Below are 17243 nucleotides of genomic sequence, written 5' to 3'. Positions count from 1 at the left end.
CTACCGTGTGCACATGCCCTCGATCGATCTGAACGCGGACCTCGGCGAGACCGTCGAGGGCGAGCCGACCGCGGACGACGCGGCGATGTTCGCGGTGGTCTCCAGCGCCAGCGTCGCGTGCGGCGGCCACGCGGGTGACCCTGACGCCATGCGCGCCGCGGTCGCGCTCGCCGCGGCGCGGGGCGTCGCCATCGGGGCGCACCCGTCGTATCCCGATCGTGCGGGATTCGGGCGACAGGCCCTGCAGATCGCGCCCGCCCGGCTCCGAGGCGAACTCGCCGCACAGCTGGGCGCGCTGCGCGCAGCCGGTGCCGACATCCGCTACGTGAAGCCGCACGGAGCGCTGTACCACGCGGCGGGTAGCGATCCGCAGACAGCGTCGGCGGTCGTCGCCGAAGTCGCCGCCCTCGCCGCCGAGCTCGGCCGGCTCGTGCCCGTGCTGGGACTCGGAGAACGCCTGCGCGACGCGGCGGCGGATGCGGGCGTCCCGTTCTTCGGCGAGGCGTTCCTCGACCGCGGGTACCTGCCGAACGGCACGCTCGTGCCCCGGGGCATGCCGGGGGCCCTGCTCCACGACCCACAGCAGGTCGCCCAGCGGGCGGTGCGCCTGGCGACCACGGGCGAGGTCGTCGCTGTCGACGGCTCCGTCGTGCGCACCGAGGCGGTCTCCCTGTGCCTGCACGGCGATACTCCTGAAGCGGTGGAGATGGCCGTGGCCGTGCGCACCGCACTGGCGGCGGCCGGGGTCGAGGTGCGGGCGCCGTGGTGACCGACGGGCGCCGCGTCCTGCCCTTCGGGGCGGGCGGCCTGCTCATCGAGCTCGACGACCTGGATGCGGTACTGGGCCTGCACGCGGCGCTTGCCGCATCCGCTCCGGACGGCGTCGAAGAGCTGATCCCCGCGGCGCGGACCGTGCTCGTCCGCTTCGACCCGTGCCGCGTTGCGGCGGCGACGCTGCGGGCGTGGATCACGGCGGCGGATGCGGTCGCACCCCGGACGGACGGCGACGCCCCGGAGGTGACGATTCCCACCGCCTACGACGGCATCGACCTGGTCGACGCGGAGCGCTGGGCGGGCATGTCGCCCACGGAGCTGGTCGAGCGGCATGTGCGCACGCCCTGGCGGGTCGCGTTCACGGGGTTCGCTCCCGGATTCGCCTATCTCGTGGGGAAAGGATGGAACCTCGACATCCCGCGCCTCGACGCCCCCCGCACGCGCGTGCCCGCCGGCGCCGTCGCGCTCGCCGCGGGATTCACGGGCACCTACCCGCGGGCGACGCCGGGGGGATGGCGGCTCATCGGCACGACGACAGCCCCGCTCTTCGATCCGGATGCGGCCGTCCCGGCCCTGCTGACCGCCGGGACGCGCGTGCGCTTCCGCCCCGAGCGGGCGCGCGTCGAGCTCCCCGTATCGCCGCCGGCGGCGGTCACGGGCGCGCCGGCGCTGCGTATCGAGGCTTCCGGTCCGCTCGCCACGATCCAGGACCTCGGGCGGCCCGGCGCCGGTGCGATGGGGATCGCCGTGTCCGGAGCGGCCGATCGGCGCGCGGCCGCCCTCGCCAATCGCCTCGTCGGCTCAGCGCACACGGCCGCGGTCGTCGAGATCCTGCTGGGGCCGTTCCGGGCGACGGCGCTCGCCGATCGGTGGATCGCGGTGACGGGCGGCCTGGGTGCGATACGCATTGACGGCAGGGATGCGGACCCGCACCGCGCGCTGTTCTGGCCCGCGGGCTCGGTGCTCGAGATCGGCCCCCTCGCCTCGGGCCTGCGCGCCTATCTCGCGGTGCGCGGCGGCATCGACGTGCCCCGCAGGGCGGGCTCCCGCGCGACCGACACCCTCGCCGGCCTCGGTCCCGCCCCGCTCCCGGCGGGCGACGAGCTGCCCGCCGGGGCGGAGGTCGCGGGCGAGGTGCCGCCGATCGACGCGGTCCCGTGGACGGCGCCCGCCCCCGGTGACGTGACCCTGGAGGTGGTGCCGGGGCCGCGTGTCGACTGGTTCGCGGCCGACGCCGGGCGGACGCTGTACGCCGGCCCGTGGCACGTGTCCGCGGCCGCCGATCGCATCGGCGTGCGCCTGGAAGGGCCCGGACTGACCCGCATCCGCGCGGGAGAGGCTGGCGAGCGAGGGCATGATTCCGGGCGCGCTGCAGGTGCCGCCGGACGGACGACCGGTCGTGCTCGGGGTGGACGGTCCGGTCACGGGCGGGTACCCGGTCATCGCCGTCGCCACGGCCGACTCCCTGGGCCGGCTCGCGCAGGCGAGGCCCGGTACCCGGGTGCGGATCAGGCCCGTCGGATGAGCGCTCACGGGTCGACGCGCGGTTATACCGCAGGTCGCGAAACTCGTCAAGAATTCCGCTGGACACGGCGCGTCATCTGACATATAGTTGGTCTTTGCGCTCCCTCCTCCCATGCCCTCATATGGTGGTCGGCCTGCGTACGTGCCCCCGCAGATAGCGGCGTGCGGTGCGAACGCGTCGGGAAGATCGAGCACTCCATCTGACATCAGAATCACGAGCCCCCGCCCGGGCCCATGGAGGTTATCCCTTGGCTGCCGCGCCCCACGCAAGCACCCCCACCACCAAGACCCCCAAGAACGGACGCGGCGCTTCGCGTCTGTCCTTCGCGAAGATCACCGACACGCTGACGGTCCCCGACCTTCTCGCGCTGCAGACGGAGTCCTTCGACTGGCTCGTCGGCAACGACGCCTGGAAGGCACGCGTCGCCGAGGCGCAGGCCGCCGGTCGCACCGATGTGCCGGCCACGAGCGGTCTCGAGGAGATCTTCGAGGAGATCTCCCCGATCGAAGACCTCAGCGAGACGATGCAGCTGAGCTTCACGAACCCCTACCTCGAGCCCGAGAAGTACTCCATCGAGGAGTGCAAGGAGCGCGGCAAGACGTACGCGGCCCCGCTCTACGTCGAGGCCGAGTTCATGAACCACCAGACCGGTGAGATCAAGACGCAGACGGTCTTCATGGGCGACTTCCCGCTCCAGACCGACAAGGGCACGTTCATCATCAACGGCACCGAGCGCGTCGTCGTGTCGCAGCTCGTGCGTTCGCCCGGTGTGTACTTCGACCGCGTCGCCGACAAGACGAGCGACAAGGACATCGTCTCGGCTCGCGTCATCCCCAGCCGCGGCGCCTGGCTCGAGTTCGAGATCGACAAGCGCGACCAGGTGGGCGTGCGCATCGACCGCAAGCGCAAGCAGTCGGTCACCGTCTTCCTGAAGGCGCTCGGCCTGTCCAGCGAAGACATCATGAACGAGTTCGCGGGCTTCAGCTCGATCGAGGAGACCCTCGAGAAGGACACGATCCTCACCAAGGAAGACGCGCTGCGCGACATCTACCGCAAGCTCCGTCCGGGTGAGCAGGTCGCCGCCGAGGCTGCGCGTGCGCTGCTGGACAACTTCTACTTCTCGTCCAAGCGCTACGACCTGGCCAAGGTGGGTCGCTACAAGATCAACCAGAAGCTGGGCCTCGACACCCCGCTGACCGACTCGGTGCTCACGGTCGACGACATCGTCGCGACCATCAAGTACCTCGTCCGCCTCCACCGCGGCGACACGACCTTCGAGGGCGTGCGCGCCGGCAAGAAGGCGGAGATCCGCATCGACGTCGACGACATCGACAACTTCGGCAACCGCCGCATCCGCGCGGTGGGCGAGCTCATCCAGAACCAGGTCCGCACGGGTCTGTCGCGCATGGAGCGCGTCGTCCGCGAGCGCATGACCACGCAGGACATCGAGGCGATCACGCCCCAGACCCTGATCAATGTGCGTCCTGTCGTCGCGGCGATCAAGGAGTTCTTCGGAACCTCGCAGCTGTCGCAGTTCATGGACCAGAACAACCCGCTCGCGGGTCTGACCCACAAGCGTCGCCTGTCCGCGCTGGGCCCCGGTGGTCTTTCGCGTGAGCGTGCCGGCGTCGAGGTCCGTGACGTCCACCCCTCGCACTACGGCCGCATGTGCCCGATCGAGACGCCGGAAGGCCCGAACATCGGTCTGATCGGTTCGCTCGCCTCCTTCGCGCGTATCAACGCGTTCGGGTTCATCGAGACCCCGTACCGCCGCGTCGTCAACGGTCGCGTCACCACCGACATCGACTACCTCACCGCCAGCGAGGAGAACGACTTCATCGTCGCCCAGGCCGGTGCCGAGCTCGACGCCGAAGGCTCCTTCACACAGGACCGCGTGCTGGCCCGTCGCGGTCAGGGTGGCGAGGTCGACCTGTTCCCGGTCGACGAGATCGGCTACATGGACGTCTCCCCGCGCCAGATGGTGTCGGTCGCGACCTCGCTGATCCCCTTCCTCGAGCACGACGACGCGAACCGCGCCCTCATGGGTGCGAACATGCAGCGCCAGGCCGTGCCGCTGGTTCGCAGCGAGTCCCCCGTGGTCGGAACCGGTATGGAGGGCTACGCCGCCGTCGACGCCGGTGACGTCGTCACCGCCAAGCGTTCCGGTGTGGTGGCCGAGGTCTCCGCCGACGTCGTCACCATCCAGACGGATGAGGGCGGCACCGACGACTACTTCCTGCGCAAGTTCGACCGCTCCAACCAGGGCACGTCGTACAACCAGCGCGTGGTCGTCTCCGCCGGTGAGCGCATCGAGGCCGGCGAGGTCATCGCCGACGGTCCCGCGACCGAGAACGGCGAGCTCGCCCTCGGCAAGAACCTGCTCGTCGGGTTCATGACGTGGGAGGGTCACAACTTCGAGGACGCGATCATCCTCAGCCAGGAGCTCGTGAAGGACGACACCCTCTCCTCGATCCACATCGAGGAGTACGAGGTCGACGCCCGCGACACGAAGCTCGGCAAGGAGGAGATCACGCGCGACCTGCCGAACGTGAGCCCCGACCTGCTGAAGGACCTCGACGAGCGCGGCATCATCCGCATCGGTGCCGAGGTCCGCCCCGGCGACATCCTCGTCGGCAAGGTCACGCCCAAGGGTGAGACCGAGCTTTCCGCCGAGGAGCGCCTGCTGCGCGCGATCTTCAACGAGAAGAGCCGCGAGGTCCGTGACACCTCCCTGAAGGTGCCCCACGGCGAGCAGGGCACGATCATCGCCGTCAAGGAGTTCAACGCCGAGGACGGCGACGACGAGCTCGGCTCGGGCGTCAACCGCCGCGTCGTGGTCTACATCGCCCAGAAGCGCAAGATCACCGAGGGCGACAAGCTCGCCGGCCGCCACGGCAACAAGGGTGTCATCGCGAAGATCCTCCCCGTCGAGGACATGCCCTTCCTCGCCGACGGCACGCCGCTCGACGTCATCCTCAACCCGCTCGGTATCCCCGGTCGAATGAACTTCGGCCAGGTCCTCGAGCTCCACCTCGGCTGGATCGCCCAGCAGGGTTGGAAGGTCGAGGGCAACCCGGAGTGGGCCGCGAACCTGCCGAAGGAGGCCTTCGAGGCCCCCGCCGGCACCAAGGTCGCCACCCCGGTGTTCGACGGTGCGTTCGAGTCGGAGATCGCGGGTCTGCTCGACTCGACGAACCCCACCCGTGACGGCGTGCGACTGATCGACTCCAGCGGTAAGACCACGCTGTTCGACGGTCGCAGCGGAGAGCCCTTCCCGGCACCGATCTCCGTCGGCTACATGTACATCCTGAAGCTGCACCACCTCGTGGACGACAAGATCCACGCGCGCTCGACCGGTCCGTACTCGATGATCACGCAGCAGCCGCTGGGTGGTAAGGCGCAGTTCGGCGGCCAGCGCTTCGGTGAGATGGAGGTGTGGGCCCTCGAGGCCTACGGCGCCGCCTACGCGCTGCAGGAGCTCCTCACGATCAAGTCCGACGACATCCTCGGCCGCGTCAAGGTGTACGAGGCGATCGTCAAGGGCGAGAACATCCAGGAGCCCGGTATCCCCGAGTCCTTCAAGGTGCTCATGAAGGAGATGCAGTCGCTCTGCCTGAACGTCGAGGTCCTCTCGGCCGACGGTACGGCTGTCAACCTGCGCGACACCGATGACGACGCCTTCCGCGCGGCGGAGGAGCTCGGCATCAACATCTCCAGCCGGTTCGAGTCCTCGTCCATCGACGAGATCTGACCCCGGCTCACTCACCGAGATTTATTAGGCACACAGGAGAACCAGTGCTCGAATCCACCACTTTCGACCAGATCCGCATCGGGCTGGCCACGGCCGACGACATCCGTCGTTGGTCCTTCGGCGAGGTCAAGAAGCCCGAGACGATCAACTACCGCACCCTGAAGCCCGAGAAGGACGGTCTGTTCGGCGAGCAGATCTTCGGACCCTCGCGCGACTGGGAGTGCGCCTGCGGCAAGTACAAGCGCGTCCGCTTCAAGGGCATCGTCTGCGAGCGCTGTGGCGTGGAGGTCACCAAGAGCTCCGTCCGTCGCGAGCGCATGGGCCACATCGAGCTCGCCGCGCCCGTCACCCACATCTGGTACTTCAAGGGCGTCCCCTCGCGCTTGGGCTACCTGCTGGACATGGCGCCGAAGGACCTCGAGAAGGTCATCTACTTCGCCGCGTACATGGTGATCTCCGTCGATGAGGAAGGCCGCCACCGCGACCTCCCCACCCACGAGAACAACCTGCGTCTCGAGATCAAGAACCTCGGCGACCGCCGCGACGCCCGTGTGGCCGCTCGTCTGGCCGCCCTCGAGGAGGAGCTCGCGACTCTCGAGGCCGAGGACGCCAAGGCCGACGCCAAGAAGAAGGCCAAGGATGCGGCCGAGAAGGAGATGGCTCTCATCCGCAAGCGCGGTGACGAGCAGATCGCCAAGCTCGAGCGCGTCTGGGAGGAGTTCCGCTCCCTCGAGGTCGGTGCCCTGAAGCCCGAGGACGAGATCTTCAACGAGCTCGTCGACCGCTTCGGCCAGTATTTCGAGGCCCACATGGGTGCGGAGTCGATCAAGCGCCGTCTGGAGAGCTTCGACCTGGCCGCCGAGGCCGAGAGCCTGCGTCTGCAGATCTCGGAGGGCAAGGGCCAGCGTAAGATCCGCGCGATCAAGCGCCTCAAGGTCGTCAACTCGTTCCTGTCGACCGGCATGTCGCCGGCGTCGATGGTCCTGGACGTCGTCCCGGTCATCCCGCCGGAGCTGCGCCCGATGGTCCAGCTCGACGGTGGCCGCTTCGCCACCAGCGACCTGAACGACCTCTACCGTCGCGTGATCAACCGCAACAACCGTCTTCGTCGTCTGATCGACCTCGGTGCTCCCGAGATCATCGTCAACAACGAGAAGCGGATGCTGCAGGAGGCCGTCGACGCGCTGTTCGACAACGGTCGTCGCGGTCGCCCCGTCACGGGTACCGGCAACCGCGCCCTCAAGTCCCTCAGCGACATGCTGAAGGGTAAGCAGGGTCGGTTCCGTCAGAACCTGCTCGGTAAGCGCGTCGACTACTCGGGCCGTTCGGTCATCATCGTCGGCCCGCAGCTGAAGCTGCACCAGTGTGGTCTGCCGAAGCAGATGGCGCTGGAGCTGTTCAAGCCGTTCGTGATCAAGCGCCTGATCGACCTCGGTCACTCGCAGAACATCAAGGCCGCCAAGCGCGCCGTCGAGCGCACGCGTCCCGAGGTCTGGGACGTGCTCGAGGAGATCATCCGCGAGCGTCCGGTGCTGCTCAACCGCGCCCCCACGCTGCACCGCTTGGGCATCCAGGCGTTCGAGCCGCAGCTCGTCGAGGGCAAGGCCATCCAGCTCCACCCGCTCGTGTGTGCCGCCTTCAACGCAGACTTCGACGGTGACCAGATGGCTGTGCACCTGCCGCTGTCGGTCGAGGCGCAGGCCGAGGCCCGCATCCTGATGCTCGCGTCGAACAACATCCTGAAGCCGTCGGACGGCCGTCCGGTCACCCTGCCCTCGCAGGACATGATCATCGGCCTGCACCACCTGACCACGGTCAAGGAGGGTGCCGTCGGTGAGGGCCGCGTGTTCGGTTCGGTCGGCGAGGCGATCCTGGCCAAGGACGAGGGCACCCTCGACCTGCAGGCCAAGGTCCGCATCCGCGTTCCCGGTCTGACCTTCCTCGAGGGCGAAGCCCCCGAGGGCTACGAGCGTCACGGTCTCGTCGACGCCTCGCTCGGTCAGGCGATCTTCAACGACACGCTCCCCAAGGGCTACCCGTTCGTCCGCGAGCAGGCCGACAAGGGCAAGCTGTCGCAGATCGTCAACAAGCTGGCCGAGGAGTACCCCAAGGTCGAGGTCGCTGCATCCCTGGACCGCATCAAGGACGCCGGTTTCTACTGGGCCACGCGTTCGGGTGTGACGGTCGCGCTCAGCGACGTGCTGACCCCGCCGAACAAGGCGGAGATCATCGCGGGCTACGAGAAGCAGGCCGCGAAGGTCCAGTCCCAGTACGAGAAGGGTCTCACCACCGACGCCGAGCGTCGCCAGGAGCTCATCAAGATCTGGACGGCTGCGACCGATGAGGTCCAGGCGGCCATGAAGAGCCACTTCCCGGCCGACAACACCATCAACCGGATGGTGAGCTCGGGTGCCCGTGGTAACTGGCTGCAGATCCGCAACATCGCGGGTATGCGTGGTCTGGTGAACAACCCGAAGGGTGAGATTATCGCCCGCCCGATCATCTCCTCGTACCGCGAGGGTCTGAGCGTGGCGGAGTACTTCATCGCGACCCACGGTGCCCGTAAGGGTCTCGCCGACACCGCTCTGCGTACTGCCGACTCGGGTTACCTCACGCGTCGACTCGTCGACGTGTCGCAGGACGTCATCATCCGCGAGGAGGACTGCGCCACGACCAAGGGTCTGGAGCTGCCCATCGCCGCCGCGGGTGCCGACGGGGTGCTCATCAAGGACGCCAACGTCGAGAACTCGGTGTTCGCCCGTACGCTCGCCGCGGACGTGGTCAGCCCGAGCGGCGAGGTGCTCGCCGAGGCCGGTTCGGATGTGGGCGACGTGCTCATCAACCGCCTGGTCGAGGGTGGCGTGACCTCCATCAAGGTGCGCTCGGTCCTGACCTGCGACTCCGCCGTCGGTGTGTGCGCGAAGTGCTACGGCCGTTCGCTCGCGACCGGCAAGGTCGTCGACATCGGCGAGGCCGTCGGCATCATCGCGGCCCAGTCGATCGGTGAGCCCGGTACCCAGCTGACGATGCGTACCTTCCACACCGGTGGCTCGGCCTCGGCCGAAGACATCACGCAGGGTCTGCCCCGCGTGCAGGAGCTCTTCGAGGCGCGTACCCCCAAGGGGTCCTCGCCCATCGCAGAGGCCGACGGACGCATCACGATCGAAGAGACCGAGAAGCAGAAGAAGGTCATCCTCACGCCCGACAACGGTGACGAGCCGCACGTCTACCCCGTGCTCAAGCGCGCCACCCTGCTCGTCGAGGACGGCCAGCGCGTCGAGGTCGGTCAGCCCCTTCAGGTCGGCACGCTCGACCCGAAGGAGATCATGCGCGTCATGGGCGCCCGTGAGGTGCAGAAGTACCTCGTCGGCGGTGTCCAGGGTGTGTACCGGTCGCAGGGTGTCCCGATCCACGACAAGCACATCGAGGTCATCGTCCGCCAGATGCTGCGCAAGGTCACCGTGGTCGACCACGGCGACACCACGCTGCTGCCCGGCGAGATGGTCGACTCGCGTCGCTTCATCGACATCAACCGCGCGTCCGTGGCCGAGGGCAAGCGCCCCGCTTCCGGCCGCCCGGAGCTGATGGGTATCACGAAGGCCTCGCTCGCGACCGAGTCGTGGCTGTCGGCCGCTTCCTTCCAGGAGACGACCCGCGTTCTGACGCAGGCCGCCATGGAGGGCAAGAGCGACCCGCTCGTGGGCCTGAAGGAGAACGTGATCATCGGAAAGCTGATCCCCGCGGGGACCGGCCTGTCGAAGTACCGCAACGTCACGGTCGAGGCGACCGAAGAGGCCAAGAGCGAGCGGTACCCCAACCGCATCTTCGCCTCGGACGGTGCGTACAGCGATTCCGACCTGAGCTACGTCGACTTCGACAGCTTCTCGACGGATGACTTCACCCCCGGGACCTACAACTGATTGAGGCGAGAGGGGAACGAGTGAGCTCGTTCCCCCGAGCCGATTGAGGTTGTCGAGCGGCACAGCCGCGAAGACGACTGATTGAGGTTGTCGAGCGGCACAGCCGCGAAGACGACTGATCGAGTCGGTCCCGACTGACGACGAAGGCCCCCGAGCTCCGGCTCGGGGGCCTTCGTCGTTCCCCGTCCGCATAGCGAGCGTTCGGCTCGCGCCAAGGCCGGCCGGTTACCGTGTCGGCATGCAGCTCGCCGTCCGCTCCTCAGGCTCCGGTGCGCGCACCGCGATCCTCATCCACGGCATCATGTCCGACTCGCGGGCGTGGCACCGTGTGAGCGACGACCTCGAGGATGCGGGCTTCCGCGTGCTGGCCGTAGACCTCGCCGGACACGGCCGGAGCCCCCGGGCTCGGAGCTACTCGCCCGCCGCCTGGGCCGAGGATGTCGTCGAGACGTTGGAACCCGTGCTCGCGCACGCGCCGGATCTGATCGTCGGGCACTCCCTCGGAGCGCTCGTCGCGAGCATCGTGGCCGAGCGCCTGGCACCCCGTGCCGCCGTCTACGTCGACCCCGCCTTCGCCTTCCCGAGCGGCGTGCGCGGGCTCGCGTACAAGCTGGCGTTCGCCATCGCACCCAAGCCGCGTCGGCGGATGCTGCGCCGGATGAACCCCGGCTGGAGCACGCAGGACATCGACCTCGAGCTGTCATCGCTGCAGGCCTGGGACAAGCGCACGATCCTCGGACTCGCCGACACCCGCGCGCTCGTCGCGCCGCGTCGACCCCGGCAGCCGAGTCTGGTCGTGCTGGCGGAGAAGAGCCTGCTGATCACCCGTACCGTCGCCGCGGCGATGCGCGGTGACGGGCTCACGGTCACGGTGCTGCCGGGGTCGGGCCACACCGTCTTCCGCGATGACCATGCGGGATTCATGGGACTCGTCCACGGCTGGATTGCCGATCACGTTCCCGCCCGCGCCTGACGCCGCGTGCCGCTGCCGCGCTTCGCCGGATGCGACGCGTAGCGTGGATCGGGGAGGTCGGGGTGGCACGGATCGGCGGGCGCAACAGCTTCATGGCATGGGTCGTGGGGCTCGGAAGTGCTGCCGTGGTGGCGGCGCTCGTGGTGCTTGCCGTTCCCGCGATCCCGGCGGGTGTCCAGATGGTCGGCGACACTCTGCGGTCCTCGACATCCGCCCCCATCGCCCAGGGGGAGGCGCCCGCCCCCGCCCCCACCTCGTCGACCCCGCTGTGCCAGGCCCTCTACACGGACGCGCTGTGGGCGCAACTGACCCAGCGCGCGGGCGGAGTGCCGGTACAGGACACGAGCGCGCCGCGCGTGTCCGCGACCACGCTGGTGGCCTCGCTGTCGCCTGAGGTGTCGGTCTCGTGCACGTTCACCGGCATCAACGCCGGCTCCATCGTGACGACGGTGTCCAAGGTGGATGCGGACGCCGCCCGCGTCGCGCGCGCGACCCTGGAGAGCGCAGGCTACGCGTGCAGTGACTTCGGCGACGGCGTGCGCTGTCGGTTGACGACCGCGGACAGCTCCGAGGACCAGGTCATCCGCGACGGCACCTGGCTGGCGAGCGTGTTCACCGGATGGCACCCCGATCGCTACACCGAACGGGTCGCGCTGCAGCTCTGGCCGAGCTGAGCGCGCTCAGCCGAAGACGCGCGAGATGACCGCATCCGTGTAGCCGGAAGGGGCGAGGCCGACGTATTGGGTGTCGATGAGCACATCGTCGCGCCAGAACAGCGTCCGTCCGTCGTTGACCGGGTACTGCGGGTCGACCCACACCTTCTCGCACCGTGTGCCGTTGTTCGGCGTGTAGCACGTGAAGCCCTCGCCGACGAGAGCGTTGAGCATGTCGAGGGCGGGTCCGCGCGACTTCTTGGAGATGGTGGTCGTGAGCCGGCCGGTGTCGGTCGCGGGGCTTCCCCAGATGCAGGTGAGGCTTCCGTCGGCCTGGGCGCCGGCCGTTCCGAACGCCGGATCGTTGAGCGGTACGTCGGCGAGCTGGGCGAGCACCGCGTCGGAGAGGATCTCGCGGCAGTCCGTCGGAATGGCGACAGGAGTCGTCGTGGGCGTCGCCGTCGCCGTGGGAGTGGGCGAGCTCGAAGGCGGTGCATCGAGCGTCGAACCTGTCGGTGCGGGTGCAGGATCCGGAGCGCAGGCTGCGAGGGCGAACAGCGCGAGAAGAGCCGACGAGGTCGTGAGCAGGGTGGTCTTCGTCCGCCGGCGCAGGGTCATGGGGTCAGGTTAGCCGCGGCGCGCGCCGCGCGCCTGACGCGGCCCGACGCGACCCGGCGTTACCCTCGGGAAGCGGATGTGCACCCCCGCTGAAGGAGCGACAGCGATGACCGAGCAGAAGACGCCCTCGGCCGGCGAACCCGTCGAGGAGCCGACTGTCGTCGTGGACGACGTCGTGGGCAACGCGAACGAGGCGCTGGCCGACGCGGAGGCCGCTCAGCGCACGGCGACCGGAGAGCAGGAAGTCGCCGCGGAGCGCGTCGTCGAGGAGGACGTGGTGGTCGTCGAGACCCCGACCTCCGACGGCGAGCGTGTCGTCGAGGAGGTCGTGGTCACCGAGGCCGCGGCCGACCAGACCCGCGCCGACGACGACGTGCCCTGGTACGACCGCCCGGAGACCGTCCCCATGGACCCCGAGCCGGCTGCCACGACCGCGATCCCGTCCGCTGCCGCGCCGGTCGCCGCACCCGAGCCGACCTACGCGGCCGCTGCGGCTCAGCCCATCTTCGTGCAGGCGCCCGAGGCGCCCCGCCCCGGGGCAACCGCGGTGCCGCGGGTGCGATCGGCCTGCTCGCGGCCCTCGCGTTCGCCGTGCTGTCGTTCGGTGTGCTCTTCGCCTACGGCTACTTCTACGGCGGCTTCGGCGGCGCAGACGCAGACGCCGCCGACTACGCGCTCGCTCTAATCCGCTCGTGGACGTTCTGGATGCCGGTGGTGGTCTTCTACCTCGGTTTCTGGATCCTCGGCGCCATCCTCAATCGTGCGCGCTGGGCGCACTGGGTCATCTGGGGTCTGCTCGTCGGCGTCGCCGCCTATGCGGGGTCGCTTCTCGGCATCCTGTTCCAGGCGCCGTTCTGGGATCTGACCGCGCGTCAGGGCGCTGATCTGCTGCAGGGTTCGTTGTTCTCCCCGCTGCCGATCCTCGCCTTCGTGCTGGGCCGTGAGCTGACGGTGTGGTTCGGCGCGTGGGTCGCCGCCCGCGGACGCCGTGTCACCGCGCTCAACGACGAGGCGCAGCGCGAGTACGAGCGCACCCTCGAGGCGGGCCCGCAGCTCCACCAGGTGTGATGTTGCCGCCGGACGCGCCTCGGACTCCGCCGGTGCGCCCGGCGGTCGCCATCGCTCTGACGCTCGCGGCGTTCTTCGCCCTGATCGTCGCCGCTTTCGGTGTGGTGAGCCTGCTCGCCGACGTCGAGGTCGTTCCGGTGGCGGGCGTCGGGCAGGCGCCCGGAATCGTCGGCGTCGTCGTCGCATGCGCGGTCTACGCCGCGGGCGCGGCTCTCGTGCTCCGACCGGGAAACCCCGCCTACACGGGCGCCCTGTTCATCGCGGTCGCCGTGTGGCTCTGCTACAGCCTTGGCGCGGGCATCGTCGGCGCCGTGACCTCGGAGGATGTGGCGGTGGGGCTCGCGCTCATGGCCCGTCTGCTGACGGGTTGGCAGGGGGCTGTGGTGGCTCTTGGCGCAGCGGTCGCCGCATGGTGCGCGATCGCGCTGGTTCGCACGCACGCGGGCCGTCCCCGATGGCCCTGGGAGGGCCCGGACGAGGTCTGATCGCGGACGCGACCGACCGGATGCGCGGATTTCCCGCGGAACGACGCGGGTGGCGGCTACCTTTAGAGCGTGGAGCGCTCGCTCGAGACGCAGGTGAGTCAGGCCGTCGACGCCTGGCTGCGTTGGCTGCCCCGTTGGGAGCCGGCCACGCACCGCGGACGTCTCGCGGTGTGCCGCCGCTGCCTCGGCTCGCCGATCCTCTCGGCCGCGGGCCTGGGCGGTGACGTCCCCCACGCGGTGCAGCACGGGCTCTCCACCCGCCTGAAGACCGTCGTGGACCACGCGGTCGCGGAGTACACGGCGCGCAACCTCCCTCTTCTGCAGTCCGAGCTCGACCAGCAGGCCACGCGCAACAGGGCACGCAGCTATCGGCCCACGGAGGACCTCGAGCCCGAGTACGACGGTCTGCCGCTGGATCCGGAGCCGATCCCGGGTGCGCCGTTCCTCTTCACCCTGGCGGGCATGGCCGCCGACGCGGATGCGGGCATCCCCGCACTGCCGCCGCTGTCCGATGAGGCCAAGGCAGCGCTGCGCCACGAAGTGGCGCTGGCCGACGACTACGCGAACCTGATCGGTCGCGAAGTATGCCAGGTTCTGCTGCACCACCGCATCCGTATCCAAGCAGCGGTCGCGAAGTATGTAGAACCGCAGATCACCGCCATGCTGGAAGAGTTGACGCGTTCGCTCGACGTTCCTTTCGACCCCCGAGACCTCGACGGTCCCACTCCCTGAGGCAGTTCATCCATGCTCAACGCACTTGTCGCCGCTTACTCCTCGCCGTTGGTCCCCGACGCGGGAACGGTCGTGGTCCTCGTTCTCGTGTCGCTCGTGCCCTCGCTCCTGGTCTACGTCTGGGGCGCACTCGCGCTGTCGCGGGTGTATGCGAAGCTCGGCATCGAGGGCTGGAAGGCGTGGGTCCCGGTCTACAACGTCGCGGTCCTGTTCATGCTGGGCGGCCTCAGCCCCTGGCTGCTCCTGCTCTACCTCATCCCGTTCTTCGGGCAGATCTTCGTCTACGTCGCCTTCATCACCGCCGCGCACCGCGTGAACGTCATGTTCGGGCAGGGGGTGGGGATGACGGTTCTGGCCGCGCTGCTCTTCCCCGTCTGGGCGAGCGTGCTGGGATTCGGCTCCGCCAGGCCGATCGAGCAGGCCCCTGCGCGTCAGGCCGCAGGGGGCGTCGACGACCTCCTGGGATTCGCGCCGCAGTATGCTCCTGCCGCCGACGAGTTCGGCGCCCGCCGCGACGTCCCGGCCCCGTCGGCATGGATCCCCCCGGCGCCCCCGGCGCCCGGTGCACCCGCCGCTCCGGCCACCGCGGCGATGCCGATCGCCGGAGCCTGGGGAGAACCGCCGCTGCCGCCCGCCCCTGCGGCGCCCGCCGTCGATCCCTACGCACCGGCGGATCCCTACGCCGCAGCGCCGGCGGATCCGTACGCCGCACCGGCGCCCGACGCGTACGCCGCACCGGCGTTCCCCGCGCCCGCGGTGGACTCCTATGCTCCGCCGTCTCCGGCAGCCCCCGCGTACGACGCGTACCCGGCGCCGACCGCGGATCCCTACGCGCCCCCCGCCTCCGGTGGGCTCCCCGCCCCCGTCGACGACCCCTACGTCGCGCCGGCAACGCCCGAGCCCGCCCCTGTGATGTCGTGGTGGCAGCCGGCCATCGTCGAGGAGGAGGCGCCACCCGCGGCCGCCACGCCTGCGTGGGTGGAGCCGGAGACGCCGCAGGCTCCCGCCGCGGCAGAACCCGCGCCGACCGACTCTTTCGTTCCTCCTGCGGCGCCTCCCGTGCTGCGGGAGTCCTTCGTCGCCGAGCCCGATGCGTTCCCCGAGGCCTCGGGTGAGGTGTCGGCCGTGGCCGGAGCGCCGATCGCGGGGATGCCGCGGTCGGCGGCTGCATCCGTCGCCGCCTCGCGCCCCGGCGTCGGCGACATCGTCGAGGACACCGTCATCGCCTCGCGTCGTCGGCCGAAGTGGGCGCTGCTGCTGCCCGACGGATCGCCCATGGAGCTCACCGGCGACGCCGTCGTGCTCGGGCGCCGGCCGGTCCCGGTGCATGCCGCCCCCGGTGCCCAGCTGGTGACCGTCGTCGACGACACGCGCACGGTCTCCAAGACCCATGCGCTGCTTCGCCGGCGTGCGGATGCCTGGATGGTGAGCGACCTGGACTCCACGAACGGCGTGGTCGTCTTCGTCGCCCAGGATGAGATCGACGTGGCCCCGGGTACCGAGCACGAGGTCACGGAGCGTTTCCTGCTGGGAGATGCGGAGCTGCGCATCGTCCGGGCCGACGGATGATCGCGATCGTTTGACCGCATCCCGATTCGGCGCGTATCATTGAGTGGGTGTGCGCTCTCGCGCGCCCTGCGTCGTGCCCGGCACGAACAGGGTGAACAGGAGCACACCATCTCAGGGAACGGCCTGCGAACAGGCCACCCCCACGGCATATCCACCAGCGAAACGGGCGTCAGTCATTCTGTCGCCCCGGTGGGTCCGCGTGAGCCCTCTCCGACATGAATCGAAAGAATCCCGTCGGAGCGGGGGAGACCACGACGCTGTCACCGTGCAGCACTGACAAGGAGAGAACGTGCCAACTATTCAGCAGTTGGTTCGCAAGGGGCGCACGCCGAAGGTCACCAAGACCAAGGCTCCCGCGCTGAAGTCGAACCCGCAGCAGGCCGGTGTCTGCACCCGTGTGTACACCACCACCCCGAAGAAGCCGAACTCGGCGATGCGCAAGGTCGCTCGTGTGAAGCTCCGCAACGGCACCGAGGTCACCGCCTACATCCCCGGCGAGGGCCACAACCTGCAGGAGCACTCGCTCGTGCTGGTGCGCGGCGGTCGTGTGAAGGACCTCCCCGGCGTGCGTTACAAGATCGTTCGTGGCGCCCTGGACACCCAGGCCGTCAAGAACCGCAAGCAGGCCCGTAGCCGCTACGGCGCGAAGAAGGGTTGAGTTAGATGCCTCGTAAGGGTCCCGCCCCGAAGCGTCCGGTCGTCAACGACCCGGTCTACGGCGCACCGATCGTCAGCCAGCTCGTCAACAAGATCCTCGTCGACGGCAAGAAGTCGCTCGCCGAGTCGATCGTCTACACGGCGCTCCGCGGCGTCGAGGCCAAGAACGGCCAGGACGCGGTCGCGACGCTGAAGAAGGCGCTCGACAACGTCCGTCCCACCCTCGAGGTCAAGAGCCGCCGCGTCGGCGGTTCGACCTACCAGGTGCCGGTCGAGGTCAAGCCGCACCGCGCCAACACCCTGGCGCTGCGCTGGCTCGTCAGCTACGCGAAGGGTCGTCGTGAGAAGACGATGACCGAGCGTCTGCAGAACGAGATCCTCGACGCATCGAACGGCCTCGGTGCCGCGGTCAAGCGCCGCGAAGACACCCACAAGATGGCCGAGTCGAACCGCGCCTTCGCGCACTACCGCTGGTAATCAGCAGCTCGGCGCCGGCCGGGGCCACCGCCCCGGCCGGC

14 protein-coding genes are annotated in these 17243 nt (G+C 69.4%); 13 read left to right on the top strand and 1 reads right to left on the bottom strand.

Going from position 1 to position 17243, the window contains the following annotated elements:
* The first annotated feature begins 13 nt into the window (after window positions 1-13).
* The 6 genes from pxpA (at window position 14) to AC1VNH_RS08570 (ending at window position 11617) form a co-directional block, all read left to right on the top strand.
* Window positions 14-769 (top strand): 5-oxoprolinase subunit PxpA, encoded by a 756-nt coding sequence (gene pxpA, locus AC1VNH_RS08595; RefSeq protein ID WP_483110873.1) that lies wholly within the window; start codon window positions 14-16, stop codon window positions 767-769.
* On the top strand, window positions 763-2379 hold the full coding sequence (locus tag AC1VNH_RS08590; RefSeq protein WP_483110871.1) for a 5-oxoprolinase subunit B/C family protein: 1617 nt from the start codon (window positions 763-765) through the stop codon (window positions 2377-2379). The genes pxpA and AC1VNH_RS08590 overlap by 7 nt, the downstream gene beginning before the upstream one ends.
* A gap of 167 nt (window positions 2380-2546) precedes the next feature.
* Window positions 2547-6050 carry a DNA-directed RNA polymerase subunit beta gene (gene rpoB, locus AC1VNH_RS08585; RefSeq protein ID WP_344229129.1) on the top strand — a complete coding sequence of 1168 codons (3504 nt, stop codon included), beginning with the start codon at window positions 2547-2549 and terminating at the stop codon, window positions 6048-6050.
* A 44-nt stretch (window positions 6051-6094) separates the two neighbouring features.
* The gene (gene rpoC / locus AC1VNH_RS08580; RefSeq protein WP_243233149.1) at window positions 6095-9970 is read left to right on the top strand and encodes a DNA-directed RNA polymerase subunit beta'; all 3876 of its coding nucleotides are present in this window, start codon (window positions 6095-6097) and stop codon (window positions 9968-9970) included.
* Window positions 9971-10208: 238 nt separating this feature from the next.
* A complete protein-coding gene (locus AC1VNH_RS08575) occupies window positions 10209-10943 on the top strand; it encodes an alpha/beta fold hydrolase (RefSeq protein WP_483110870.1) in 735 nt (244 codons plus the stop codon).
* A gap of 62 nt (window positions 10944-11005) precedes the next feature.
* Window positions 11006-11617 (top strand): hypothetical protein, encoded by a 612-nt coding sequence (locus AC1VNH_RS08570; RefSeq protein ID WP_483110869.1) that lies wholly within the window; start codon window positions 11006-11008, stop codon window positions 11615-11617.
* Window positions 11618-11623: 6 nt separating this feature from the next.
* On the opposite strand, the gene AC1VNH_RS08565 is transcribed toward AC1VNH_RS08570, so the two are convergent.
* Window positions 11624-12214 (bottom strand): hypothetical protein, encoded by a 591-nt coding sequence (locus AC1VNH_RS08565; RefSeq protein WP_483110868.1) that lies wholly within the window; start codon window positions 12212-12214, stop codon window positions 11624-11626.
* Between the two features lie 106 nt (window positions 12215-12320).
* Here AC1VNH_RS08565 and AC1VNH_RS08560 point away from each other — a divergent pair, with 106 nt between their 5' ends.
* From AC1VNH_RS08560 to rpsG, 7 genes are all read left to right on the top strand, one after another.
* Entirely contained in the window at window positions 12321-12899 is a 579-nt protein-coding gene (locus tag AC1VNH_RS08560; protein WP_483110867.1) for a hypothetical protein, read from the top strand.
* Complete coding sequence (locus tag AC1VNH_RS08555; RefSeq protein ID WP_483110866.1) at window positions 12806-13282, top strand: hypothetical protein; 477 nt, start codon at window positions 12806-12808, stop codon at window positions 13280-13282. Before AC1VNH_RS08560 ends, AC1VNH_RS08555 begins: the two co-directional genes overlap by 94 nt.
* A 32-nt stretch (window positions 13283-13314) precedes the next feature.
* Window positions 13315-13767, top strand: coding sequence for a hypothetical protein (locus tag AC1VNH_RS08550; RefSeq protein ID WP_483110865.1), 453 nt, complete (start codon window positions 13315-13317; stop codon window positions 13765-13767).
* Window positions 13768-13836: 69 nt separating this feature from the next.
* Complete coding sequence (locus tag AC1VNH_RS08545; protein WP_483110863.1) at window positions 13837-14499, top strand: spermidine/putrescine ABC transporter substrate-binding protein; 663 nt, start codon at window positions 13837-13839, stop codon at window positions 14497-14499.
* 12 nt (window positions 14500-14511) lie between these two features.
* Window positions 14512-16068: a DUF5684 domain-containing protein gene (locus tag AC1VNH_RS08540; protein ID WP_483110862.1), complete on the top strand. Its 1557-nt coding sequence runs from the start codon at window positions 14512-14514 to the stop codon at window positions 16066-16068.
* Window positions 16069-16357: 289 nt separating this feature from the next.
* Window positions 16358-16726, top strand: coding sequence for a 30S ribosomal protein S12 (gene rpsL, locus AC1VNH_RS08535; RefSeq protein WP_036318318.1), 369 nt, complete (start codon window positions 16358-16360; stop codon window positions 16724-16726).
* 5 nt (window positions 16727-16731) lie between these two features.
* Window positions 16732-17202 (top strand): 30S ribosomal protein S7, encoded by a 471-nt coding sequence (rpsG, locus tag AC1VNH_RS08530; RefSeq protein ID WP_137418066.1) that lies wholly within the window; start codon window positions 16732-16734, stop codon window positions 17200-17202.
* Window positions 17203-17243: the final 41 nt, after the last annotated feature.

The sequence above is a fragment of the Microbacterium sp. KU4F genome (genome assembly GCF_056868075.1).
Note: the sequence above shows the minus strand (reverse complement) of the source record. Positions and strands in the feature narration are given on the sequence as shown.